This is a genomic window from Bradyrhizobium sp. SRL28, assembly GCF_018596315.1.
Lineage (GTDB): Bacteria > Pseudomonadota > Alphaproteobacteria > Rhizobiales > Xanthobacteraceae > Bradyrhizobium.
Genome location: NZ_JAHEAG010000009.1, coordinates 183,740 through 203,247 on the forward strand (window position 1 = coordinate 183,740; position 19,508 = coordinate 203,247).

At 63.6% G+C, this 19,508-nt stretch carries 9 protein-coding genes; 2 read left to right on the plus strand and 7 right to left on the minus strand.

What is annotated here, in order from left to right; genetic code table 11:
* Nucleotides 1–171: 171 nt before the first annotated feature.
* From KIP88_RS20595 to KIP88_RS20625, 7 genes are all read right to left on the minus strand, one after another.
* Entirely contained in the window at nt 172–1,239 is a 1,068-nt protein-coding gene (locus tag KIP88_RS20595; protein WP_214489763.1) for a toprim domain-containing protein, read from the minus strand.
* Nucleotide 1,240: 1 nt separating this feature from the next.
* Nucleotides 1,241–5,584: a strawberry notch-like NTP hydrolase domain-containing protein gene (locus KIP88_RS20600; protein ID WP_214489764.1), complete on the minus strand. Its 4,344-nt coding sequence runs from the start codon at nt 5,582–5,584 to the stop codon at nt 1,241–1,243.
* Nucleotides 5,585–5,885: 301 nt separating this feature from the next.
* A complete protein-coding gene (locus KIP88_RS20605) occupies nt 5,886–6,359 on the minus strand; it encodes a hypothetical protein (protein ID WP_214489765.1) in 474 nt (157 codons plus the stop codon).
* Nucleotides 6,360–6,480: 121 nt separating this feature from the next.
* Complete coding sequence (locus KIP88_RS20610) at nt 6,481–8,595, minus strand: ParB/RepB/Spo0J family partition protein (RefSeq protein ID WP_214489766.1); 2,115 nt, start codon at nt 8,593–8,595, stop codon at nt 6,481–6,483.
* 128 nt (nt 8,596–8,723) lie between these two features.
* Nucleotides 8,724–9,671: an ArdC family protein gene (locus KIP88_RS20615; protein WP_214489767.1), complete on the minus strand. Its 948-nt coding sequence runs from the start codon at nt 9,669–9,671 to the stop codon at nt 8,724–8,726.
* Between the two features lie 1,056 nt (nt 9,672–10,727).
* Nucleotides 10,728–12,389: a recombinase family protein gene (locus KIP88_RS20620; RefSeq protein WP_214489768.1), complete on the minus strand. Its 1,662-nt coding sequence runs from the start codon at nt 12,387–12,389 to the stop codon at nt 10,728–10,730.
* 207 nt (nt 12,390–12,596) lie between these two features.
* A complete protein-coding gene (locus KIP88_RS20625; RefSeq protein WP_214489769.1) occupies nt 12,597–13,211 on the minus strand; it encodes a cell envelope biogenesis protein TolA in 615 nt (204 codons plus the stop codon).
* Between the two features lie 281 nt (nt 13,212–13,492).
* On the opposite strand from KIP88_RS20625, the gene KIP88_RS20630 reads away from it, so the two are divergent.
* The gene (locus tag KIP88_RS20630) at nt 13,493–16,156 is read left to right on the plus strand and encodes a PD-(D/E)XK nuclease family protein (protein WP_249790892.1); all 2,664 of its coding nucleotides are present in this window, start codon (nt 13,493–13,495) and stop codon (nt 16,154–16,156) included.
* Nucleotides 16,153–19,467: an exodeoxyribonuclease V subunit beta gene (locus KIP88_RS20635; protein WP_214489770.1), complete on the plus strand. Its 3,315-nt coding sequence runs from the start codon at nt 16,153–16,155 to the stop codon at nt 19,465–19,467. The genes KIP88_RS20630 and KIP88_RS20635 overlap by 4 nt, the downstream gene beginning before the upstream one ends.
* Nucleotides 19,468–19,508: the final 41 nt, after the last annotated feature.

Here is a 19,508-nt window from a genome sequence, read left to right on the forward strand (position 1 = left end):
GGACGCGACGGAAAATAGCCGGCTCGCGCCATTGCGTGGCCGGGCCGCTTGCCGCAGGGTCGCCCTCTCAGAAGGCCGGGGAGCGGTCCTCTACGACCCACCAGGAAACGCCTGCGAACCGGCGCGAGGGAATGCGGAGACACTGCGTTCGTGTCCCGTACCGGCGGCGAGTCAGAACTCAATGAAGCGCGCTACGTCCTCCGGGGCGAGTTGCACTCGCAGGGCAGCCCGAAGCGCATCAATGCCGAAACCTCGGAGATCCTCGTTGAAGTCTCCGCAGCGCGGCGACAGGGCGATCGCCTCGATCCCGTTCGTGCCAGCCCGTGCGCTCAAGCTTTCCATTGCATGATCTCCGGCGGGATCGTCGTCGCGAACGATGTAAAGGCGACGCAGTGTGGCCGGAAGGAGAATGGCTGCGAGGTGAGCGGCTGAAAGTGCCGCCGCCATTGGCATATCAGGCAAACCGCAACGGAGCGACAATATGGTTTCGATCCCCTCGCCGGCCGCCATCACGTCGTCTGCGACACCGAAACGAACGGCGTTACCGAGGAGATGGCCCATCGCGCGCCGTGGCGTGTCGATTGGCGCCTTGCCGCTGGCCGAACGATCGAACCCTTGCGGATTGAGGTAGGTACGATGCGCGCCGGTAATCCTTCCGTCGAGATCGGTCACCGCCGCGATCATCGCCGGCCAGGTCTCGGTCGGTTCGTATGGATCCGGACGGTAGTAGCAGCGCGGATGGAACCGAAGGCTTGCGCAGTCGCGAAGAACCGTGATGCCGCGGGCACGGAGATTTGCTTCCGCAAGCGTCCCCGCAATCGGCTGAGACATCGCGAATAGCCGCCGTGCCGATTCCGGAGAACCCCTGGTCGCCGACTTCGGCGATCCAGTCGGTACCACCGAATGACGCGGCGGGTAGTCCGGTTCAGGTCGTGGTAGCCTGAGGAAGCGTCTTGCTTCGCCAGCCACGTCGCGGAAATCGACGAAGCCGCAGCTTTTGCGGATGACGTCGAGCAGATCGCCGTGCTCGCCGGTGGCGGCGTCGGTCCATTTGCCGGCGACGCGTTTGCCGGATGCATCGCGGCTCAGGCGTACGAACATCGAGCGGCCAGCGGCGTTCCTGACATCGCCGACCTGCCAATAGTTTCCGACCCGCCGCCCGTTGGAGAGATAGTGACGGCACACCGCCTCGGCCTCCCGCGCCAAGCGATGCGCCAATTCGGTTGCATCGCGGGGCATGTCACGCCGCCGCCCGATCGGAGATGCGCGAGAGCGGATAGCGCTCCAGCACTTTGCCCAGGATTGCCGGCCCGAAAGCGTCCGTCGGCACGAACATGCGCAGCTTCCACGAGATGATTTCGTGGAACAGGCCATAGGCTCGCAGCCGGTCCCGCATCGCGTCGGTAGAACCGGACAGTTCGATGCGGTTCACGCCCATGACGCGGACGCGACGAAGTTGCAGGCCTTCGGCCAGATCGAGCACGGTCTTGCCATCCATCAGCGCCGTAAAGGCCCCGTCCGGCGTCAACGTCGCCATACCGGTTGAAAGTGCGCCCGCGACCCAAGCCGGCGAGACCTGGCGGCCAATGATGCGCTCGCCGGTATCCAGTTGGAGCCGGTAGACCCGCGTCGACTCGTTGGGCAGGCGCTTCCAGATCGGTAACAACAATCCACACACGATGTGGATCTCGCTGTCGGTGAATTCCGGTACCTCGGCAACCTCCGCGGTCCAGACACGCGAAAAGGTCTCGCGGTCGGTCTCCTGCCAGTGGGTCTGTGGCATCATCGCCAACGCGACAGTTGGATGCTCCATCGGTCGAATGAGACGCACCCGGCGTTCGACCTCACCGTCGTCAGTCATCAGACTGCGAGCCGGTACCTGCACTGCCGCTCGTCTCGACTGGCTGTTGACCAGGAGCACGGCGCGCGGATCGGCGAGACGATTGAGCGCGTCGTCGAGGGTAACGGGTCTGTTGCGATCACGTTGGGTGATCGTCAGCAGACGGGTCTCGGCCGACCTGCCGGGATGGGTGTAGATGGTCTGCCGATCGGCGATGGCAAAGGACTCTGCCGTGAGCGTTTCCAATCCGACATCATAGGTACCGCTTGCGATCGCCCCCTCGATGCGCGAGGTCAGCAATTGTTCGAAAGCCGTGAACAGGATGTTCTGCAGATCGATAGTCATCGCCAGCAGACGGTTGAGGAAGGTCGTGATCGGCGGCAATTCGTCCCTGATGCCGTTGGCATCCATAAGCTTGAGCCCTGTGGTATCCTCAAACGTCTGGAGTGAACAATCCTCGACCTTGCCCATGACAAGGAGAACGTAGAGCTGCCGCAGGGCATCGCGGGCATAGTGGCTCTCCAAATTGTCCTCGGATCTGAACAACCCCTGCCCGCCGGTCTGGCGCTGGCCTTTGGTGATGGCGCCGAGGGTGTCGAGACGCCGCGCGATGGTCGAGAGAAAGCGCTTCTCGGCCTTCACGTTGGTCGCGATCGGGCGGAACAGCGGCGGCTGCACCTGGTTGGTGCGGTTGGTACGGCCAAGGCCCTGAATGGCGGCATCGGCCTTCCATCCGGCCTCAAGAAGGTAGTGAACCCGAAGGCGCCGGTTTTTGGCTGACAGCTCCGCATGATAGCTGCGTCCGGTACCGCCTGCTTCGGAGAAAACGAGGATGCGCTTGTCGTCATCCATGAACGCCTGGGTTTCGGCGAGATTCGCCGAACCCGCGCGGTTCTCGACCACGAGCCGATCGATGCGATCGGCGCCCCGCTTGCGAACGATCCGGCGCGAACGGCCGGTGACTTCGGCCACCATGTCGGTGCCGAAGCGCTGAACGATCTGATCGAGCGCGCCGTGGACAGGCGTTAACGAGGCGAGTTTTTCGATCAGCCGGTCGCGGCGCGCGACGGCGTCCCGACACTGCACTGGCTGGCCGTCACGGTATACCGGCCGTGACGACAAATTGCCCTCGCTGTCGGTGAAGGGCTCGTAGAGCTGGGTCGGGAACGAATGCGCGAGATAATCCAGCACGTATTCGCGCGGGGTAATGTCGACCTGGACGTCGCCCCATTCCTCGGTCGGAATTTCGGCGAGCCGCCGTTCCATCAGCGCCTCGCCGGTCGAAACAATCTGGATCACGGCGGCATGGCCCGCCGCAAGATCGCGATCAATGGCTGCGATCAGCGACGGCGTCTTCATCGCCGTAATGAGGTGGTTGAAGAAACGCTGCTTGGCGCTCTCAAAGGCGGAGCGCGCGGCGGACTTCGCCTGCGCGTTCAAAGTGCCGGTGGAGCCGGTGATGTTGGCCGCCTGCATCGCCGCATCGAGATTGTTATGGATGACGCTGAACGCGCCCGCATAAGCGTCATAGATGCGAATCTGCTCGTCGGTGAGCGTATGCTCAACCAGTTCGTATTCGACGCCCTCATATGACAGCGATCTGGCGGCATAGAGACCGAGCGCCTTGAGATCGCGCGCCAGCACTTCCATCGCCGCGAGACCACCGGCCTCAATCGCCTCAACGAACTCCGCGCGGGTGGCGAATGGGAAATCTTCGCCGCCCCACAGTCCAAGCCGCTGCGCATAGGCGAGATTGTGGACCGTAGTGGCGCCGGTCGCCGAGACGTAGACGATGCGCGCGTTCGGCAAGGCATGTTGCAGGCGAAGCCCCGCGCGGCCTTGTTGTGAAGCGGTCGCGCCGCCACGTTCACCTTTCCCGCCCGCCGCATTCTGCATCGCGTGAGACTCGTCGAAAATGATCACGCCGTCGAAATCCCTGCTCAACCATTCAACGATTTGCCGGACCCGAGAAACCTTCTCGTCACGCGCGTCGGAACGTAGCGTGGCGTAGGTCGTGAAAAGGATGCCCTGCGCCAGACGGATCGGTGTGCCCTGACGGAAACGCGAGAGCGGTGTCACCAGCAGGCGTTCCTGGCCGAGTGCGGACCAGTCACGCTGGGCGTCCTCGATCAGCTTGTCGGATTTGCTGACCCACACTGTACGGCGGCGACCCTTGAGCCAGTTGTCGAGCAGGATACCGGCGACCTGACGGCCCTTGCCGGCGCCAGTTCCATCACCAAGAAACCAGCCACGCCGAAACTGGACGGCGTTCTCGGCGTCCGCGGGCGCGGCCGAGACGAAATCGAACGTCTCGTCGACCGTCCATGATCCCTGGAGAGTGCCGCCATGGGCTTCGCCGGCATAGATCACGGATTCAAGCTGTGCATCCGACAGCAGGCCGTCCGACACCACATTCGCGGGAAGATGAGGCCGATAAGAGGGAATGGGTGGTGCGACCGACGCCATCGCCGTTGATTGCACGAGCATGGTGGGATGGGCTTGGGAGCCGGGAATACGGATCGACTGTAAGCCGTACTGTTCGTAGAGGGCTTCGGTGATGCGGCCGTGCTCGACGGGGTGCCACGCCAGGGTTTCGTAGGCGAGTTCGGTCGCGGCAGGCTCCATCGCCGGAGCTGGGGTGGAGGACGGGCGCATGGCGCAGGCCCGCACCGTTTTGGGAATGACCGGACGCGAGGTCGCCACATTGGCGACAGTCGATCCGATCGGAGACCGAGGTGGCACCTGCTGCATCACCCAGCCGAGCAATGTCGCTACATCCGGCGCCATGCCCGGAGACAGCGGAAACACCGTCGTATCTTCAGCGGGTTCCTTGTCGATCACGGTCAGGCGCGTATCGATGCTGGTGCCGTGTTTGGCGTAGACCGCGCCGTCGATGGCGGCCGAGAACACGACGCGCCCGCGTTCCTGCAAGGCGATGAAGGCGTCCCTCCATGCGGGATTGTCGGGCGCGCAGCTCGCGCCTGATATCGCGACCAGACGACCGCCTTCGGCCAGGCGTGCCAATGCCGAGGAAATATGACGGAGCGCTGCATCGGCCATGCGGCGGTCGACGTTGGCGACGGCCGAGAACGGCGGGTTCATCAGCACGACGCTGGGGACGGTGTCGGTGTTGAGATGATCGTCGATGTGCGCGGCATCGAACGAGGTCACCGCGATGCCGGGAAAGAGGAGTGACAAAAGTCCCGCGCGGGTTTCGGCCAACTCGTTGAGGGCAAGAGATCCCCCGGCGAGTTCGGCGAGGATCGCAAGCAGCCCGGTGCCGGCCGACGGCTCCAGGACAACGTCAGCCGGCGTGATCGCGGCGGCCAGGCTCGCCACAAAACTGAGCGGAATGGGCGTACTGAACTGTTGGAACGTCTCGCTCTCTTCGGAGCGGCGGGTATGGGTAGGAAGAAGGCTGGTGATTTTAGCCAGCATCGGCAGCATGGCGACCGGCGATGCGGCGCGTGCGCGCATCGCCGGGGCGAACTTGCGCAGGAACAGCACCGTCGCCGCTTCACAGGCGTCGTAGCCGGTCTTCCAGGCCCAGGCTCCCGAAGCGTCGGTGCCGCCAAAAGCGGCGTCCATGGCGACGCGCAGGAGCGGCGCATCGATGCGACGACCACTTTCGAGATGAGGAAGGAGAAGTTGCGCGGCCCGGCCAATCGCGGCAGATCGGCCTGCGATATCGGAAGCGGCCTCAAAGCACGCGGATGCGGCGGCAGAAGCGGAGATGTATGTCATGGAAGTGACCTCGAAAGAGCGGAGACGGGTCGAGCCGCAGGCGCTCTCTCTCGACCTCGCCGGCTCAAACCCGTCCCGGCCGCGCTCTTCCTTTGACCCGTCCACGAACAGAGGGTCCGACGCATCAGCGTCGGACCCTCGAGTTGCCCGCGATCAAGCCGGTTGCGCCTCCGGCTCGATCAGCCGCTTGGTGTGCTTCCTGACGCTGCAGGCACGATCGATCGGCCCCTGCCCGCTACACGGAACCGCGCGATGGCCGGGAGCCCTACGAGTGAACGGGTACAGTGGATCGCACCGAAGGTCAGGCGGCCCGACCCTCGACGACATCAGCGCCGACCTCATCCTCGGTGACCTCGTTCAGGCGCACGTTGGAATAGCGATGTTGCGTCAACCAGCGCTCCGCCGCTTCGTGGCTTTGGGCTAGATGAAGCAGTTCGGCATTGTCGCCATATTCCTGGAGGATGCGTACCGCGCCGATGGCAGGGCGCTCGACGATCTCGAAGCGCAGATCGCTGTCGAGGGAGTATGTACGCCTGACCGTCAGCACCACGACGCCGCCGCTGCCGAAATCGCCCTCGTGGAGTGTGAAGCTGGCAGGCGAGATCCAGTTCGGCCGCTCTCTGGCCGGTTCTTTCCTGACGAGGCGCCCGGCGCCGTTGCGGTTTTCCCACGCCGCGAGCTTCTTTTTGATGCGCGCAGGCGGCCTCGGCGTGCCGTCGGAATAGCGAATGAGTGAACCGAGTGGTGCATTTTCGTAGACGGTGTGAGCAGACATGATCGTTCTCCTGAAACGATGAAAGCCCGGCATGTCCCTGTCATTGGGGGGAGCCGCGCTTGGGGATGGGTGTGAGGCTGGGAAGGTGCGAAGCGGCCGCAGCCGCCTCGCGTTCACTCAACTATTCAGCTGCGATGATTTGGGGCCGGTCTTCGTCTGCGTCGGCGGCGACTTCGTCGTCCTCCGCGAGGAATTCCGGAAGCGCCTCGACGTCCGCGGCCGGACCTTGCTGCGCGTCGTCGATGTCAGGGAGACGTAGCGGCTCGGGCAGCCAGCCCGTGCCATCGAGCAAACGCTCGGCCTCCCGCGCCATGTCGCCTTTCTTCAGGTGGTCGATGAGCTGCACCGACGGCACACCCTTGGCCTCGCGCACCGCCTGGAGAATGCGGGGCTTGGTGACGCGGCCAAGGTAGTTATCGGCAGTCGGCTTCCAGCCTGCGGTCACCATGTCGAGCCCGACAGCGCGAGCCAGGGCATCGGCCTGATCGAGCCGGCGTCGAACGCCGTGGGCGGAGACGCGCCCCTCATTGTACCGGTTGGCGGGTTCGTGAAGTGCGTTGACCGCGGACGAGGCGCAGTGCGCGAACAGGGCCGCCTGCGCGGTCCCGTCGAGCGCGGCAAGCGCGTCCCACAGGCCGCCCTCCTCCTTGGGCAACCGCGCCTTCCATCCATCGTGGCGTGCGTCGATGGCGACAGCCGACGCGCTCTCCTTCAGGCCGGCAGCCTGAGCGGGGAACGTCGGTGTTCGGATCGAGATCTCCAGGCAGCCGCTCGACGATGCGAAACGATAGAAGGTCGCCAGCACGAAATTGTGCAGCACCGCCTGGAAGGCGACGGCGGGATTGTTGGCCAGTGCATCGCGCAGCGCCAGCGTGCGATGCGCCGTCAACTCGGTGACGAGCCGGTCCGGCAGCGGCTTCGCGGCATCGTCATCATCCTCGTCGACTGGCTCAGTCGGCGCACCACCAACCGTGATGACCGCACGCTGAATCGTACCGGGCTCCCGGTTGTCGACTGTCTCTCCCCCTTCGTCGGCGTCGCTATCGGGGACGTCGGGCACCTCGTCCTCAGGACGAACGTAGCCGCGGTCGATCGCGAGTACCCCTTCGGCATCGATACTGACGAAGGTGCCGGCACGGGCGATGTCGGCCGGATCGTAGATGAGCGATCGAGCTTCAAATACCGAACGCGCCGCCTCGATCTCGCCAAGACGCTGCTCGATCTCGTCAGGCAGTTCGTCGGCGTCCTGATAGTCGGTCTCGATCCTGGCGTACTCGGCATTCAAGGCGTTGAGCGTCGCCCGCTCCTCCTCCGTTAGTTCAGCCGGCTGACCGTCGAGTTGGCGCAGCCCGTTGGACTGACCGTAGGGGAAGTCGACGGCAACTGTGATCCACTTCCAGCCCTCGGCCGCGATCGCCTCGGCCTCGATCCTGAGCTTCTCCGAAACCATGCGATCGAGCAACGGCACGTCCTGCAGCCAACCTCCGTCATCGTGCTGAAACAAATCGCGCAGCACGACGCCACCCGCCTGCTCGTACGCGTCTAGCCCGACGAATTGGGCCCGGCGGTCGGAGGCGCGGACGGTGTGTTCCGTGAGCATCCGGCGGATCTGGTACGGCTCGTCGTTCTGAGAACGGCTCACATTGTCCCAAACCTGTTCCTGACGCGCATGGTCGCCGGTAACGGAAAAGGCCATGAGCTGCTCCAAGGTCATGCCATCGTCGGCATAGACGTCGTGCAGCTTCGGCGACACCGACGCCAGACGCAGGCGCTGCTTGACGATTGCCGGCGTCACGAAATGCCGTGCGGCGATGTCCTCTTCGCTCATGCCGCCATCACGGAGGATCTGGAACGCACGGAACTGATCGAGCGGATGCAGGCCGACGCGTTCGTCGTTTTCCGCAAGCGAGTCGTCTTCGGCAATACCGCCGTCCCTGACCACGCAGGGGACCGGTTGCGTCTTCGCCATGCGCTTCTGCTTCACCAGAAGCTCGAGGGCGCGGTATCGACGCCCGCCCGCAGGCACCTCGAACATGCCGGTCTCCGTGCCGTCGGCGTCGACGACGGCACGGACGCTGAGGCTTTGCAGCAAGGTGCGCTGCGCGATGCTCTCGGCCAGTTGCTCGATCGAGATGCCCGCCTTGACGCGGCGAACATTCGACTGGCTCAAGACCAGCTTGTTGAAAGGAATGTCCCGGGACGGACTGAGTTTGATCTTCTGAACGGCGCTTGCCATGTCGGATTCTCCGCGACGGGCGGCCGAAAGACTCTCTCTCGACCTCCAACCCGTCACGAACTGCGCCGCCCGCCTCTCACTCTCTGAGGTATCCCCGCCACCGCCAACCTAAGCGGTCGGCCGATGCACTACGCGGCCTCCTCGCTGCCATCGTCGAAAGAGGCGACCGGCTGTTGCAGAAAGCCGAGCAGGAAATCGGCAACCTTCGACGCCGCGCTCGCCGCCCGCACGACGGCGCGGTTGTCCTCACGCAGCACCTCGAGCCAGGAGCCGATATAGTCGGCGTGGCGCACGGTCGGCACGATGCCAAGGGTGGCGCAGACGAATGCGCCCGCCATCTCCGCGACCAGTTCCTCGCGCGCGTAGGATTTGGAGCCGAACGAGCCCGAGAGATCCCGACCGAGCCGGGCAGCCGCTCCGCTCCAATGCGAAAGTTCGTGGAACGCGGTCCGATGCCAGTTGATCGGCTCGAAATACGCGGCCGGCGGCGGCACCTGCACGAAGTCGCCGGTCTTGTTGTAGTAGGCCTGTGCGCCGCCGATGCGGAAGTCGGCGCCGGTGGCGGCAATCAAGGCTTCGGCCTGCGGCTCGATCTGATCCGGTGGCGGCGGGACAACCGAGGCGGCGACGTCCTCGGGCAAATCGCATTGGTCGGTGTTGAAGAGAGTGAAGCGCTTGAGGAACGGGATCGTGTCCGGCTCTTCCCCGGTCTCTGCGGCATGCTGGCGCTCGCCCGGGGGAACGAAGCGATCGGCATAGACGACGGTGGTTCCCCGCTCTCCCTTCCTGACATGGCCGCCGAGCCCGAGCGCCTGGCGAAACGTCAGCCAGCTCTGGCCGGAGAAGTGGTTTTCAATAACGGCACCCCACAAAATCAGCACGTTGATTCCGGAATAACCGCGCTGCGTCGAAGCATTGCGCGGCATGGCGAGCGGCGCCTTGATCGCCGCCGTCCCCCATGGCTGCACCCATGGGATGCGGCCGGCCTCCAGTTCGGCGATGATCTTGTCGGTGATTTCGGTGTAAAGGCTGGCTCGATCCTGACTGGCGCGCGCGTATGATTTCTGGCTGAACATCGCGGTTCTCCGCGACGGGCGCCGGAAGCCTCTCTCCCGACCACTCGACCCGTCACGACGAAGCCGGTCTGCCCTCTCACTCTCAATCTCGATGACGGGCGCACTGCGCCTGAAGGCTCGGTAGATTTCGAACCGGATGCACCCACGTATCTCGGTCGGTCTGGACGCGCTGCTGCTCCAAATGCCGATGGTTGTGACGGCGCGCCCAAGCTTGCGCGAGGGCTCACGCGTGTGATTAACGGGGCTGATGTGGCGGGTCGGGTCAGGAAGCTTTGCGCGCGAGGTGCGGAGGTCCGGTCATCAACATAGAAGAGAAGTGTATGGGCGGAGCGAAAGCGGAGACCACTCACGGGTCGCGAGACCCGGCTAAAAAAGGCACCCGCAGGAGGGTCAGCATAGCGCCGACGCGTAGCCGCGGGACCCGGGACCGAGTGCAGTCGCGAGACCGGTTAAAAAGGCACCCGAGCGCGGGGCAGTGATAGCGACGCCGGAATGAAATGACGGCGGGACCCGAGAGCGAGTGCCTCCGGCGAGCGACTCGTTATTCTGCGCGAGGGATCGAAGCCGCATGGCCGAGACGCTGCGCGGCTCGGTTCACGAGAGCCCGGTGCGGCGACAGCCGCACGCGCAAAGACGAGAAGCAGCAACAACGTGAGCTCGGGAAATGCGGATATCCTCACGAGCGCTTTTTTGCGGGTGATAGATCCGGATCTGACCATCGGAAACGCTTCTTCAGTTCTCCGCCTACTCAAGCACCCTTGCCGGGTGGCAAATTCGGCCTTCGAACACCACAAGTGTGTTTCGGCGTGGGGTTTGGACGCCTATCGGCGCCGGGGTCACCGTTCCCACATCAATAAAGTCAAGACTTTAGATCCGCGCGTGCGGCGATTGAGGGGTCAACTTCGATCAGCATTCACACTATGGGGCACCTGGGGTGTTTCCAGGAGAATGTAATGCCCGACCAATGTTCCGAGCTCGTCGAGATTTCGAAGCTCAATGGCGATTTCAGGAGAAACTACGGCAAGATCTTGGGCGCGATTCTCTATCTACGTTCCGTCAGCGCCGCGCGTGGACGTTCTTCGTTTTGGGCCGGCATGGTTTCCTTCGCTTGTTCGTTCGCGTTGGCTTGGATGGCGCGGCATGGCTGGACGATTTGAATTTCGCTTCGATGTTCCGAATAAGTTCGTTCATAGTATCTGCGCAAACGGCCTTGTGGCGGGCCAAAGCCCCATCTGAAAGCGTTAGATAAGGCTTCGCAGTATCTGCTGCGGGCAACAGCACATAGTCTTGAACCACCTTGTTGGACTCCTTCAGCCGCAAGAAAACACACAACTTGGTCCGTTCCTTTCTCAGGTGGGCTCTCCACAGAGCAACATGGTTTGGGGTCCTCCGCGCCATTCGCCGGACCACCTGAAACGAGATGATCTTGCTTCCGTGCCGTGCAAGCCCTGCACCATCGTCAGTGAGATTCAACCGAATCCCGAGATCGATCTTCAGCGCCTCCGCAACCTGCGCTGCCAGCTTTGACAGAAGCTCGGACCAATGATCTCGCACGTCAAACCATTCGCAGTCACGGGACCCTTGATAACCGATGAGCGCGTAGGCTTTCCGTAGCGAACCAAAATGCTTGATGTAGCATGCGACGGAAGGGAGACCGGGCGCGCTTTTAATGATGCGGGTCGTGAGTCTTCCTTTTCGACCGAGCGTCAAGCGGAGTCTCCGCAGCATCTGATCTTCCGGGATCGAGATGTACCGTTCAGCCATGATCTTCTGAGCACGTGCAAAAAGGTCCTGGTCGATCACCGGCGGCACCACTCCTGGGCTCCGAATCCACAAATGATCGGGATTGTTTACTTGCGTTTGGCCGAGACGACGGGACGTTCGGTTGTAGACGAGATTGCCGATACAGTTTTCGTTCCTGAGAATAGAATGGACCATGATGTAGGTCCAAGGTCGCCCATGGTGATTGGCTATGCTCCCTCGATTGAGCTGCCGTGCGATTTCGACGTCGGTCTTCCGCTCCATAACGAACTGCTGGAATATCCATCTTACGACCGCCATCTCTTCGTCGGACCCGAGCCGAAGCCGCACACGGTCTATTTTCAGCGCCTTGTATTCGCCCTTCGCCAACTTGCCTTTCGAGCGTTGCTGCTCATCGACCATCTCCCTGCCGAGCCCGAACGTGAGCGGGCCACCAACACGATAGCCAAGGCTCGCTATCCGGCAGTGACCGGTGTGCACCTTGACACCAAGCTCCCGGCTGAACTCGGCCGCCATTACGCGCTTGATGTTCTTTAGGATGCTCGACAGAAGGCTTCCGTCGTTTTCGAATTGTTCAGCGCAATAGACGACCTTGACGCCGCTTCGCTTGCAGACGAACTCATAATGCGCGCTTTCATCGACATCCTGGAAGCGTCCCCATCGGCTGACGTCGTAAACCAGAACGTGCTCAAAGTCCGTGTTTCCTGATTGAACATCCTTGATGAGTTCGGCAAGGGCAGGCCGACGGTTGATCCTCACTCCGCTGCGCCCTTCGTCGACATAAGTCCGAACGATGGTAAGGTTTCGTTGCTGCGCGTATGCCGCGATAGCGGCCGCCTGGTTCTGGGTCGAATAGCGCTGAAGATCGGTGGACATTCGAACATATTGCGCCGCGCGAAGAGCCTTCTGGGCTTTTGCCAGTTGCGTATTGCGGCGGACGACGAGCGCATTGACCATGGACTTACCTCGATCACTCGGCTCGCGGGTAATCCAATCCTCGAACCGGCTTCAGGGCAAGGGCCGCCGGTTCACGCTGGCAGGGCCGTAGGCATTGGAAATCCCGCCAAGTTGGCCGCTTCTGCCGCGCGGCAAGGGCGAACGAGCCCGAACGATAAACACTTGAAGTGGACCGCTGACCTTCGCTCGTGCGTGCCGCTACAGAAACTACCCCCGCGCGCGCCGCAGCGCGGCTTCCAATCGCTCCTTCTCCTTATCCCAGCGGGCTTCTTCGGTTTGCGATCTCTTCTCAAGAGCCTCGACCTCGGCCTGGATGGCGGCGGCCCGCTTCGCGTGCTCCTGCTCGGCCTTGTCCAACGCGGCCTGCGCCTTGTTGATGGCCTGCTGCCGGCGTTCACGGTCCTTTTGCCTGGCGGCCTCTTCCTTCGCCCGTTCAAGCTCGCGGCTCCTCCGTTCCCGTTCGTAGTCGAAAGCGGCCTTTCGTTCCGCAACCTTATCGACGGGGCGAGAGGAAGGCTTTTTCGCCTTTGGGCCTTTCGACTTGCGGGCGGCTTTCGTTGGTCCTCCGCCGCCAAGATCGGTGGGCAGCTCCGCATGTTCGCTGAAAGGTCGGTCGGTGCCAACCGGGCGCCTGAGGACGACGCCGGGCTTTGCCAGGGTCGCGGCGATGACGTCCGGATCGTGGCTTTCCTTCGCCGCGCCCTGGTGGAAGAGATTGCTGTCGGCGCCCCACGCTTCCAGCGCCGCCTTCATGGAGGGAGCGGCCATCGCCAGATCGAAGAAGCCCAGCGAAGTCTGGTAGGTCTTCAGTTTTTTAGCCATGCGATGTCTACCGTGGGAGCAACGACTGCCCAAGCCAAGCATAGAGCGCGGCCGGTCCGGAATATAGCTCGACCATTCGGTTGCTCGCAGCCGGTCCTGGCTGATCCCGCCGCGGAGGCCGCCGATGGTCGCGATCTTGGAGATAGATTGCGCCCGTCACTGACGACTGCGATGAAGGCGTGGGAAGCTGTGACCGGGTAGCCTTTGACTCCACTTTTCATCCGATAATCGACTAAGACTACGAGCACTCCCATCGGCCTTGAAAAAAGGGGCATGAGCAGTTGCGCGACGATCGTCTACCCACGCTCCGGACCGCAGTGATCGAGGGCTCCCTCGCGTTCCAGATGCGCCGCTTCGCGGCGGCGCAGGCCAACGACTGCGGTCTGCAGATCCTGAACTTGCCACAGGTCGCCGCAAGGCTTGCCGGCGGCTTCGCGATTCCGGCTTCGGCCGATTTGTTGGAGCCTGCAATTCGGGAGGCGCTCGACGAAGGTGGCTTCGACGAACTCGAGCGCGTGCGACATCTGCCGGGCATGACGCGCGCGGTGTTCCGGACCTTGAGGAAGATCTGGGCGGCGGACTTCGATCTCTCGGCGCCCGGCCCTGACGGTCACCGCCGCATCGCGGAAATGTCTCAGATAGAGGCCCGCCTGAAAGCACGCTTGCCTCCGTCAGCGATGACGCCAAGGGAACTGCGTGACGCCGCGCTGAAACGCATTCGGCATGCGCCTCGGATCGTCGGTGACATACGCATCGAGGGATTGTCCTTTATCGCGCCGGTTTGGCGACCGCTGATCGAGGCGCTTTGCGGGGTCGTCCCGGTCGAGTGGATCGCGCCGGCCGGCGCCGACGCCGGCTGGTTCCGCGGCACGATCGTGCGGCTGGATCCGGCCTCGGCCAAACAGCCCGCCGTCGTTTCTTGCGCCGACGTCCGCCACGAGGTGGTCGAGAGCTTGAGATGGGCGCGGCAGCTCATCGCATCCGGCATCGCCAAACCCAACGAGATCGCGATCACGTCGGCCAACACGACGGCGTGGGACGATCATTTTCTCGCATGCGCCGAAGGCACCGGCTTCCGGCTCCACTTTTCCCATGGAGTTTCGGCACTCGCCTCGCGCGACGGGCAACGTTGCGCGGCCTTGGCCGACGTCCTGATGCACGGATTGAGCCAGCAGCGCGCTCGCCGGCTGTTCGCCGTAACACGGGGACAGGGCCTCCCGCCGGACGACCTCCCGGACCGTTGGCTGGACGCGATACCGCGCGGCGCGGCACTGTCGAACGTGACGGATTGGAAGCGCGCGCTCGAAACGGCGGATCGCCAAGCGCCGGGACGGGTTTCCGTCGAGGCCACGTCTCCCCTCCTGGAGGTGCTCGCGAAGGGACCGGACGCGGCGGACGAGGCGGCGGCAACGTTTCTTCATGGACGCTCGCTCCGGATCTGGCAGGCCGCAACCCGTTCCGCGCCGACAGATGCCATCGAGTTGTCGTTGCGGAGTGCTCGTCTCACGTCGGAGACGGATGCGGCCGATGCCGTCGTGTGGTGTCCGGCGGGCGATCTCGCCGCCGCCCCCCGTCCCCACGTGCGGCTGCTCGGACTCACGAACCGAGGCTGGCCGCGCGGAAGCGGAGAAGATCCAATTCTGCCTGACCATGTCCTGCCGGCCGGCGTCTTCGACGTCGATCCGGTGGCGCGCGCGGACCGCAGGCATTTCGCCGTTATCCTCGGTGCCGCGACAGGAAGCGCCATTCTTTCGCGCAGCCGACGAGGCGCGCAAGGCGGCCGTGTCGGCCGCAGCCCGCTGCTGCAGAACCGCGTGGAGATCGTCCTTCCACGCGAGCGGATTCCGGAGCATGCCTTCAATCAGTCCGACAGGCTGCTGGCCCGTCCCGAAGAGGCCGCCGGCATCGATCAGGTCGGTTCGGCCGGCCGTTGCTGGCACGACTGGCACGTCGAGCGCCTCACGGATCACGACGGATGCTTCGAGCCAGGTCATCCGGCTATCAAGCGTTCGATCGAGCGGATCCAGTCGGCGACCTCGTTGCAGCGGCTGCTGCGAGACCCGTTGGGATTCGTCTGGAAGTATGCTCTGGGTTTCGATGTCCCGCAGCAGCGGGAGCAGCCGCTGACCATCGCGCCGGACGAGTTCGGCAAGCTGGTTCACGAGCTGCTTCGGCGCGCCGTGGATGCCCTCGAACCGCAACCGGGATACGCGAAGGCGTCCGACATCCAGATCGAAAACGCGCTTGAGGACGCGGGCCGGGTCGCTCACGCCGCTTGGCCCCTCGAACGTCCGGTCCCGCCGAGACTGCTGTGGGCCAATACCGTCGACTACGCGATGGCGATGGCGATGGCCGGCCTGCTGCGAAAGGACATCAACGAAGACGGCACGCGCAGTTGGACCGAGGTGGCGTTCGGTCAATCAGCGGGCTTCGAGGCTGGTCGCGAGCTGCCGTGGGACCCGACGATCCCGGTCGAAATACCGGGCACGCCCGTTCGATTGCGTGGCACCATCGACCGCCTCGATATGCGGAGCAATCCGTTTGCGGTCAGGGTGACCGACTACAAGACGGGAGCGCCTCCCAAGAACGCGACCCGCATCGTGATCGGCGGCGGCGCCGAATTGCAACGCGCCTTGTACGCGCTTGCGTGCCGTCAACTGCTCGAAGAAGAACCAAGGGTCTTGGCGAGATTGCTGTATCTGGCCGGTGAGCCGTTCGAGGTCAGATTGCAGGATGTCGATGCGGCTCTCGTCCGGATCGGCGCCTTCGTGAGCGAGGTGGTAGCCTTACTGCAACGAGGAAACGCAGTACCCGGAAGGCTCGCCTACGACAGATCCAACGATCTTCGATTGGCGTTTCCCGCCTCACCCGGGTACGAGCGTCGCAAACGCGTCGCATTCGACCGCGCTGCGGGTGGACTCTCGAAATTCTGGAGCGCGGCATGACCCCGCGAGTCGACGACGGCGACCGCCGCCGCGCATTGACCGAACTCGATTCGACGCTTCTGGTCGAAGCCGCCGCAGGCACGGGAAAAACGTCGCTGCTCGCCGGCCGGGTGGTGATGCTGCTCGCCGGCGGCGCAGCTCCGAGGTCCATCGCGGCGATCACCTTCACCGAGCTCGCGGCGGGCGAACTCCGCCAACGGATCGCTCACTACCTCGACGCCCTGCTCTCCGGAACCGTTCCGGGTGAACTGCGGCTATGCATTCCGTCGAAACTGAAGGCGGCGCATCGGAGATCGCTGGAGAGGGCGAGCGAGCTACTGGACGAACTGACCTGCTCGACGATCCATGGATTTTGCCACGACCTGCTGCGGACCTACTCCGTCGAGGCGAAGATCGATCCGGGCGCAGAAATTCTCGATCGCGATCAGGCCGATTTCATATTCGACGCGATCTTCGATCATTGGTGGCGCGATCGGCTCGACGAGCCTCGTCCGGCCGATGATCCGATCACGGTGGTGGCGAGGAAGGATCCGACCGGAGCTGAGAAACTCCTGCGCGACTTCGCCAAATCGAGGCGGCGCTACCGGAATGCCCGACCCCTGTCGCCCGATCTGGATGTCGACGCTCACCTCGATTTCGGAGAGAACGTTCGCGAGTTCCGCCGTTGGTACGACCGCGTCGGGGGACCGCGCGACGCCGAAAGCGACATCGCAAATCTCGAAACGTTGGCCACGCACTTCGAAGGCAGCTTCGCAGCAGGTCTCGACTTCGCGCGGTTGTGGGACGCAGCGCACCCCGCGACGCTGGGCCTCATGCGGTCCAGATCGTTCGATCTCCGCGAATACAGGCGACGCTCGATTTGGAAGCGCGCCAAAGGGGACGTAGAGGGTGGACCTCTCGCCGACCAGGCTGAAGAGCATTACGCGCGATGCCGCGAAGCCTACGGCACGCTGATGGGCCGGATCGCAACTGCGATCGTCAGCGTGTTCTCGTCCGAGCTCGACGGGCTCCTCGCCGAATACGAAGCGTTCAAGCGGCGCGCGGCGGTGATGGATTTCGATGACCTGCTCTTTACCTGCCGCGAGGTGCTCCGCCGATATCCCGAGGTACGGGCCGCCGCTGGCGAGCACTTCTCGCGCATACTGGTGGATGAGTTCCAGGACACGGACCCCGTGCAGGCGGAGATTCTATTTCTTTTGGCCGGATCCGACGGATCCGCCGGTGCTTGGCAAGAGCGTCGCCTGAGACCCGGTCAACTCTTCCTGGTCGGCGATCCCAAACAAGCTATCTACCGCTTCCGAGGAGCCGATCTCGCCACCTACCTCATGGTGCGGAACGCGATCGAGGCCCAGTTTCCCGATAACATACTTCGGGTCACGGCGAATTTTCGATCGAGACCGCGCATCCTCGAACACATCAACGGCTGCTTCGCGGGACCGCTCGCCGCGCAACAGGCGGGGTACGTCGCGCTGCAGGGCACGAGAGACGACGCGGATCACGGTTTTCCGAGCGTCGCCAAAGTATCCGTCGAGCTTTTGCCGAATACCCGGATCGACACCAGCCGGGACGAAGAGGCACGTGTTGTCGCCGAGATCTGCAGCCGACTGATCGGCAACGTCGAACTGAAGCTGAACAACGGCGGCAGCAGGCGCTTGACGCCAGGAGACATCGCCCTGTTGGCGCCCGTCTCGACCGAGCTATGGCGCTACGAGCGGGCCCTCGAGGAAGTCGGACTACCTTTCGCGTCACAAGCCGGCAAGAATCTTTTCAAGCGGCAGGAGGCTCAGGATCTCGTCGCGCTGGTCCGCAGCATCGTCGACGCGCGCGACACGCTGGCCTTGGGTGCCCTTCTGCGAGGGCCCTTGGTGGGACTTTCCGAGCAGGATTTGCTCACGATCACCGCGAGCCTCCCCGTTCCGCCGGGCAGCGAGTCGGCCCGCCTCTCGCTAAACACCGACCCGACGATCGTACAAAACGATCTGGCTCGAGAGATACTCGGCATATTGCGCGACCTTCGACTCCGGCTGCGCGTCACCACGCCCGCGCTGCTGCTCGCCGAAGCGATCGAACGGCTTCGAGTGCGCGCCATCGTCGCCGGACGCAGTGCGGATCAGGCCGCCCGCTCGCTCGCTAACGTCGATGGTCTGCTTGAGCGCGCCCGCAACTATGGAGTGCGCGGGTTCGTGCAATTCGCGCGGGACCTGGACGACGATTGGTCTGCCGGCACCGGCTTCGCCGAGGGCATCGTCGAAGCGGACGGCCGATCCATCGAGATCGTGACAGTCCACAGCTCAAAAGGCCTTGAGTGGCCGGTCGTCATTCCTATCAACCGGGCTTCGATGCCCCGCCCGCCCGAACCGTTTGTGTACCGCCGGAGCGACGAGAGCCTGCACTGGGCGCTCGGCCAGGTGACGCCGCCCACGCTGGAGAGCGCGCTGCAAGGGGAGAACCGGGAAAAGCGCGACGAGAACCTTCGGCTGCTCTACGTGGCTTGCACGCGCGCCATGGAATTGCTCGTCATTCCCGAGTTCACCTGGTGCGACGAGAAGTCCTGGGCGAAACAGCTCGACTTCGGACTCGAAGACATCCCCGAACTGGACGTCTCATTGCTTCGGCGCGCCGTCGTCGCTGCACCTAAGTCGAGCGAGAATCAACAGTCGGCGGAGGTCTTCGCCGAAGAACAGTCGCGGATCGAGCGAGGCTTTCCGCCGATCGCATGGACAAGACCGAGTGAGAGCGATCCGGATGTACTGCCGACCCAGCTCCCGGACTCCGCAGAAGACGCGCTGCTCGACGCCCCAGTGCTGATCCAAGGCAGTCGCCTGCGCGGCGTCATTCTGCACAAGCTTATGGAGGAGCTCGCGACCGGTGAGCTCAACGCGAAAGCCGGCGAAATGAGGGAAAGGGCTCACCTCCTTTGCCAGCAACTCGCGACGGACGCGACGGCAATCGGCAAGCCCGATCCCGGCGAGATGGCGGACACCGCCCTCCGCACATTTACCCTGCCCGAATTGCAGCCGTTCATTCAACGGTTCGTTCCGGAAGTGCCGTTGTACGGCGGAACGACCGCGGGCGCCGACGAACTGATTTCCGGCCGCGCCGATGCGGTCGCCCTGGCAGACGACGGTGATCTGGTCGTGTTCGATTGGAAAAGCGATGTTGCGCCTAGCGGACAAAACCGCATGGCCTATCGGGAGCAACTCGGTCAGTATCTTCGCGTCTTGGGCGCACAGCGCGGCGCGATCGTGTACATGACAGCGGGCCGTATCGACTGGATCAACTCGGCGGGTCGAACGGTCAGGTCGACGTAATTCGCGCTCGTCGTCCATGATCGCCGTAATTCTGATCGACG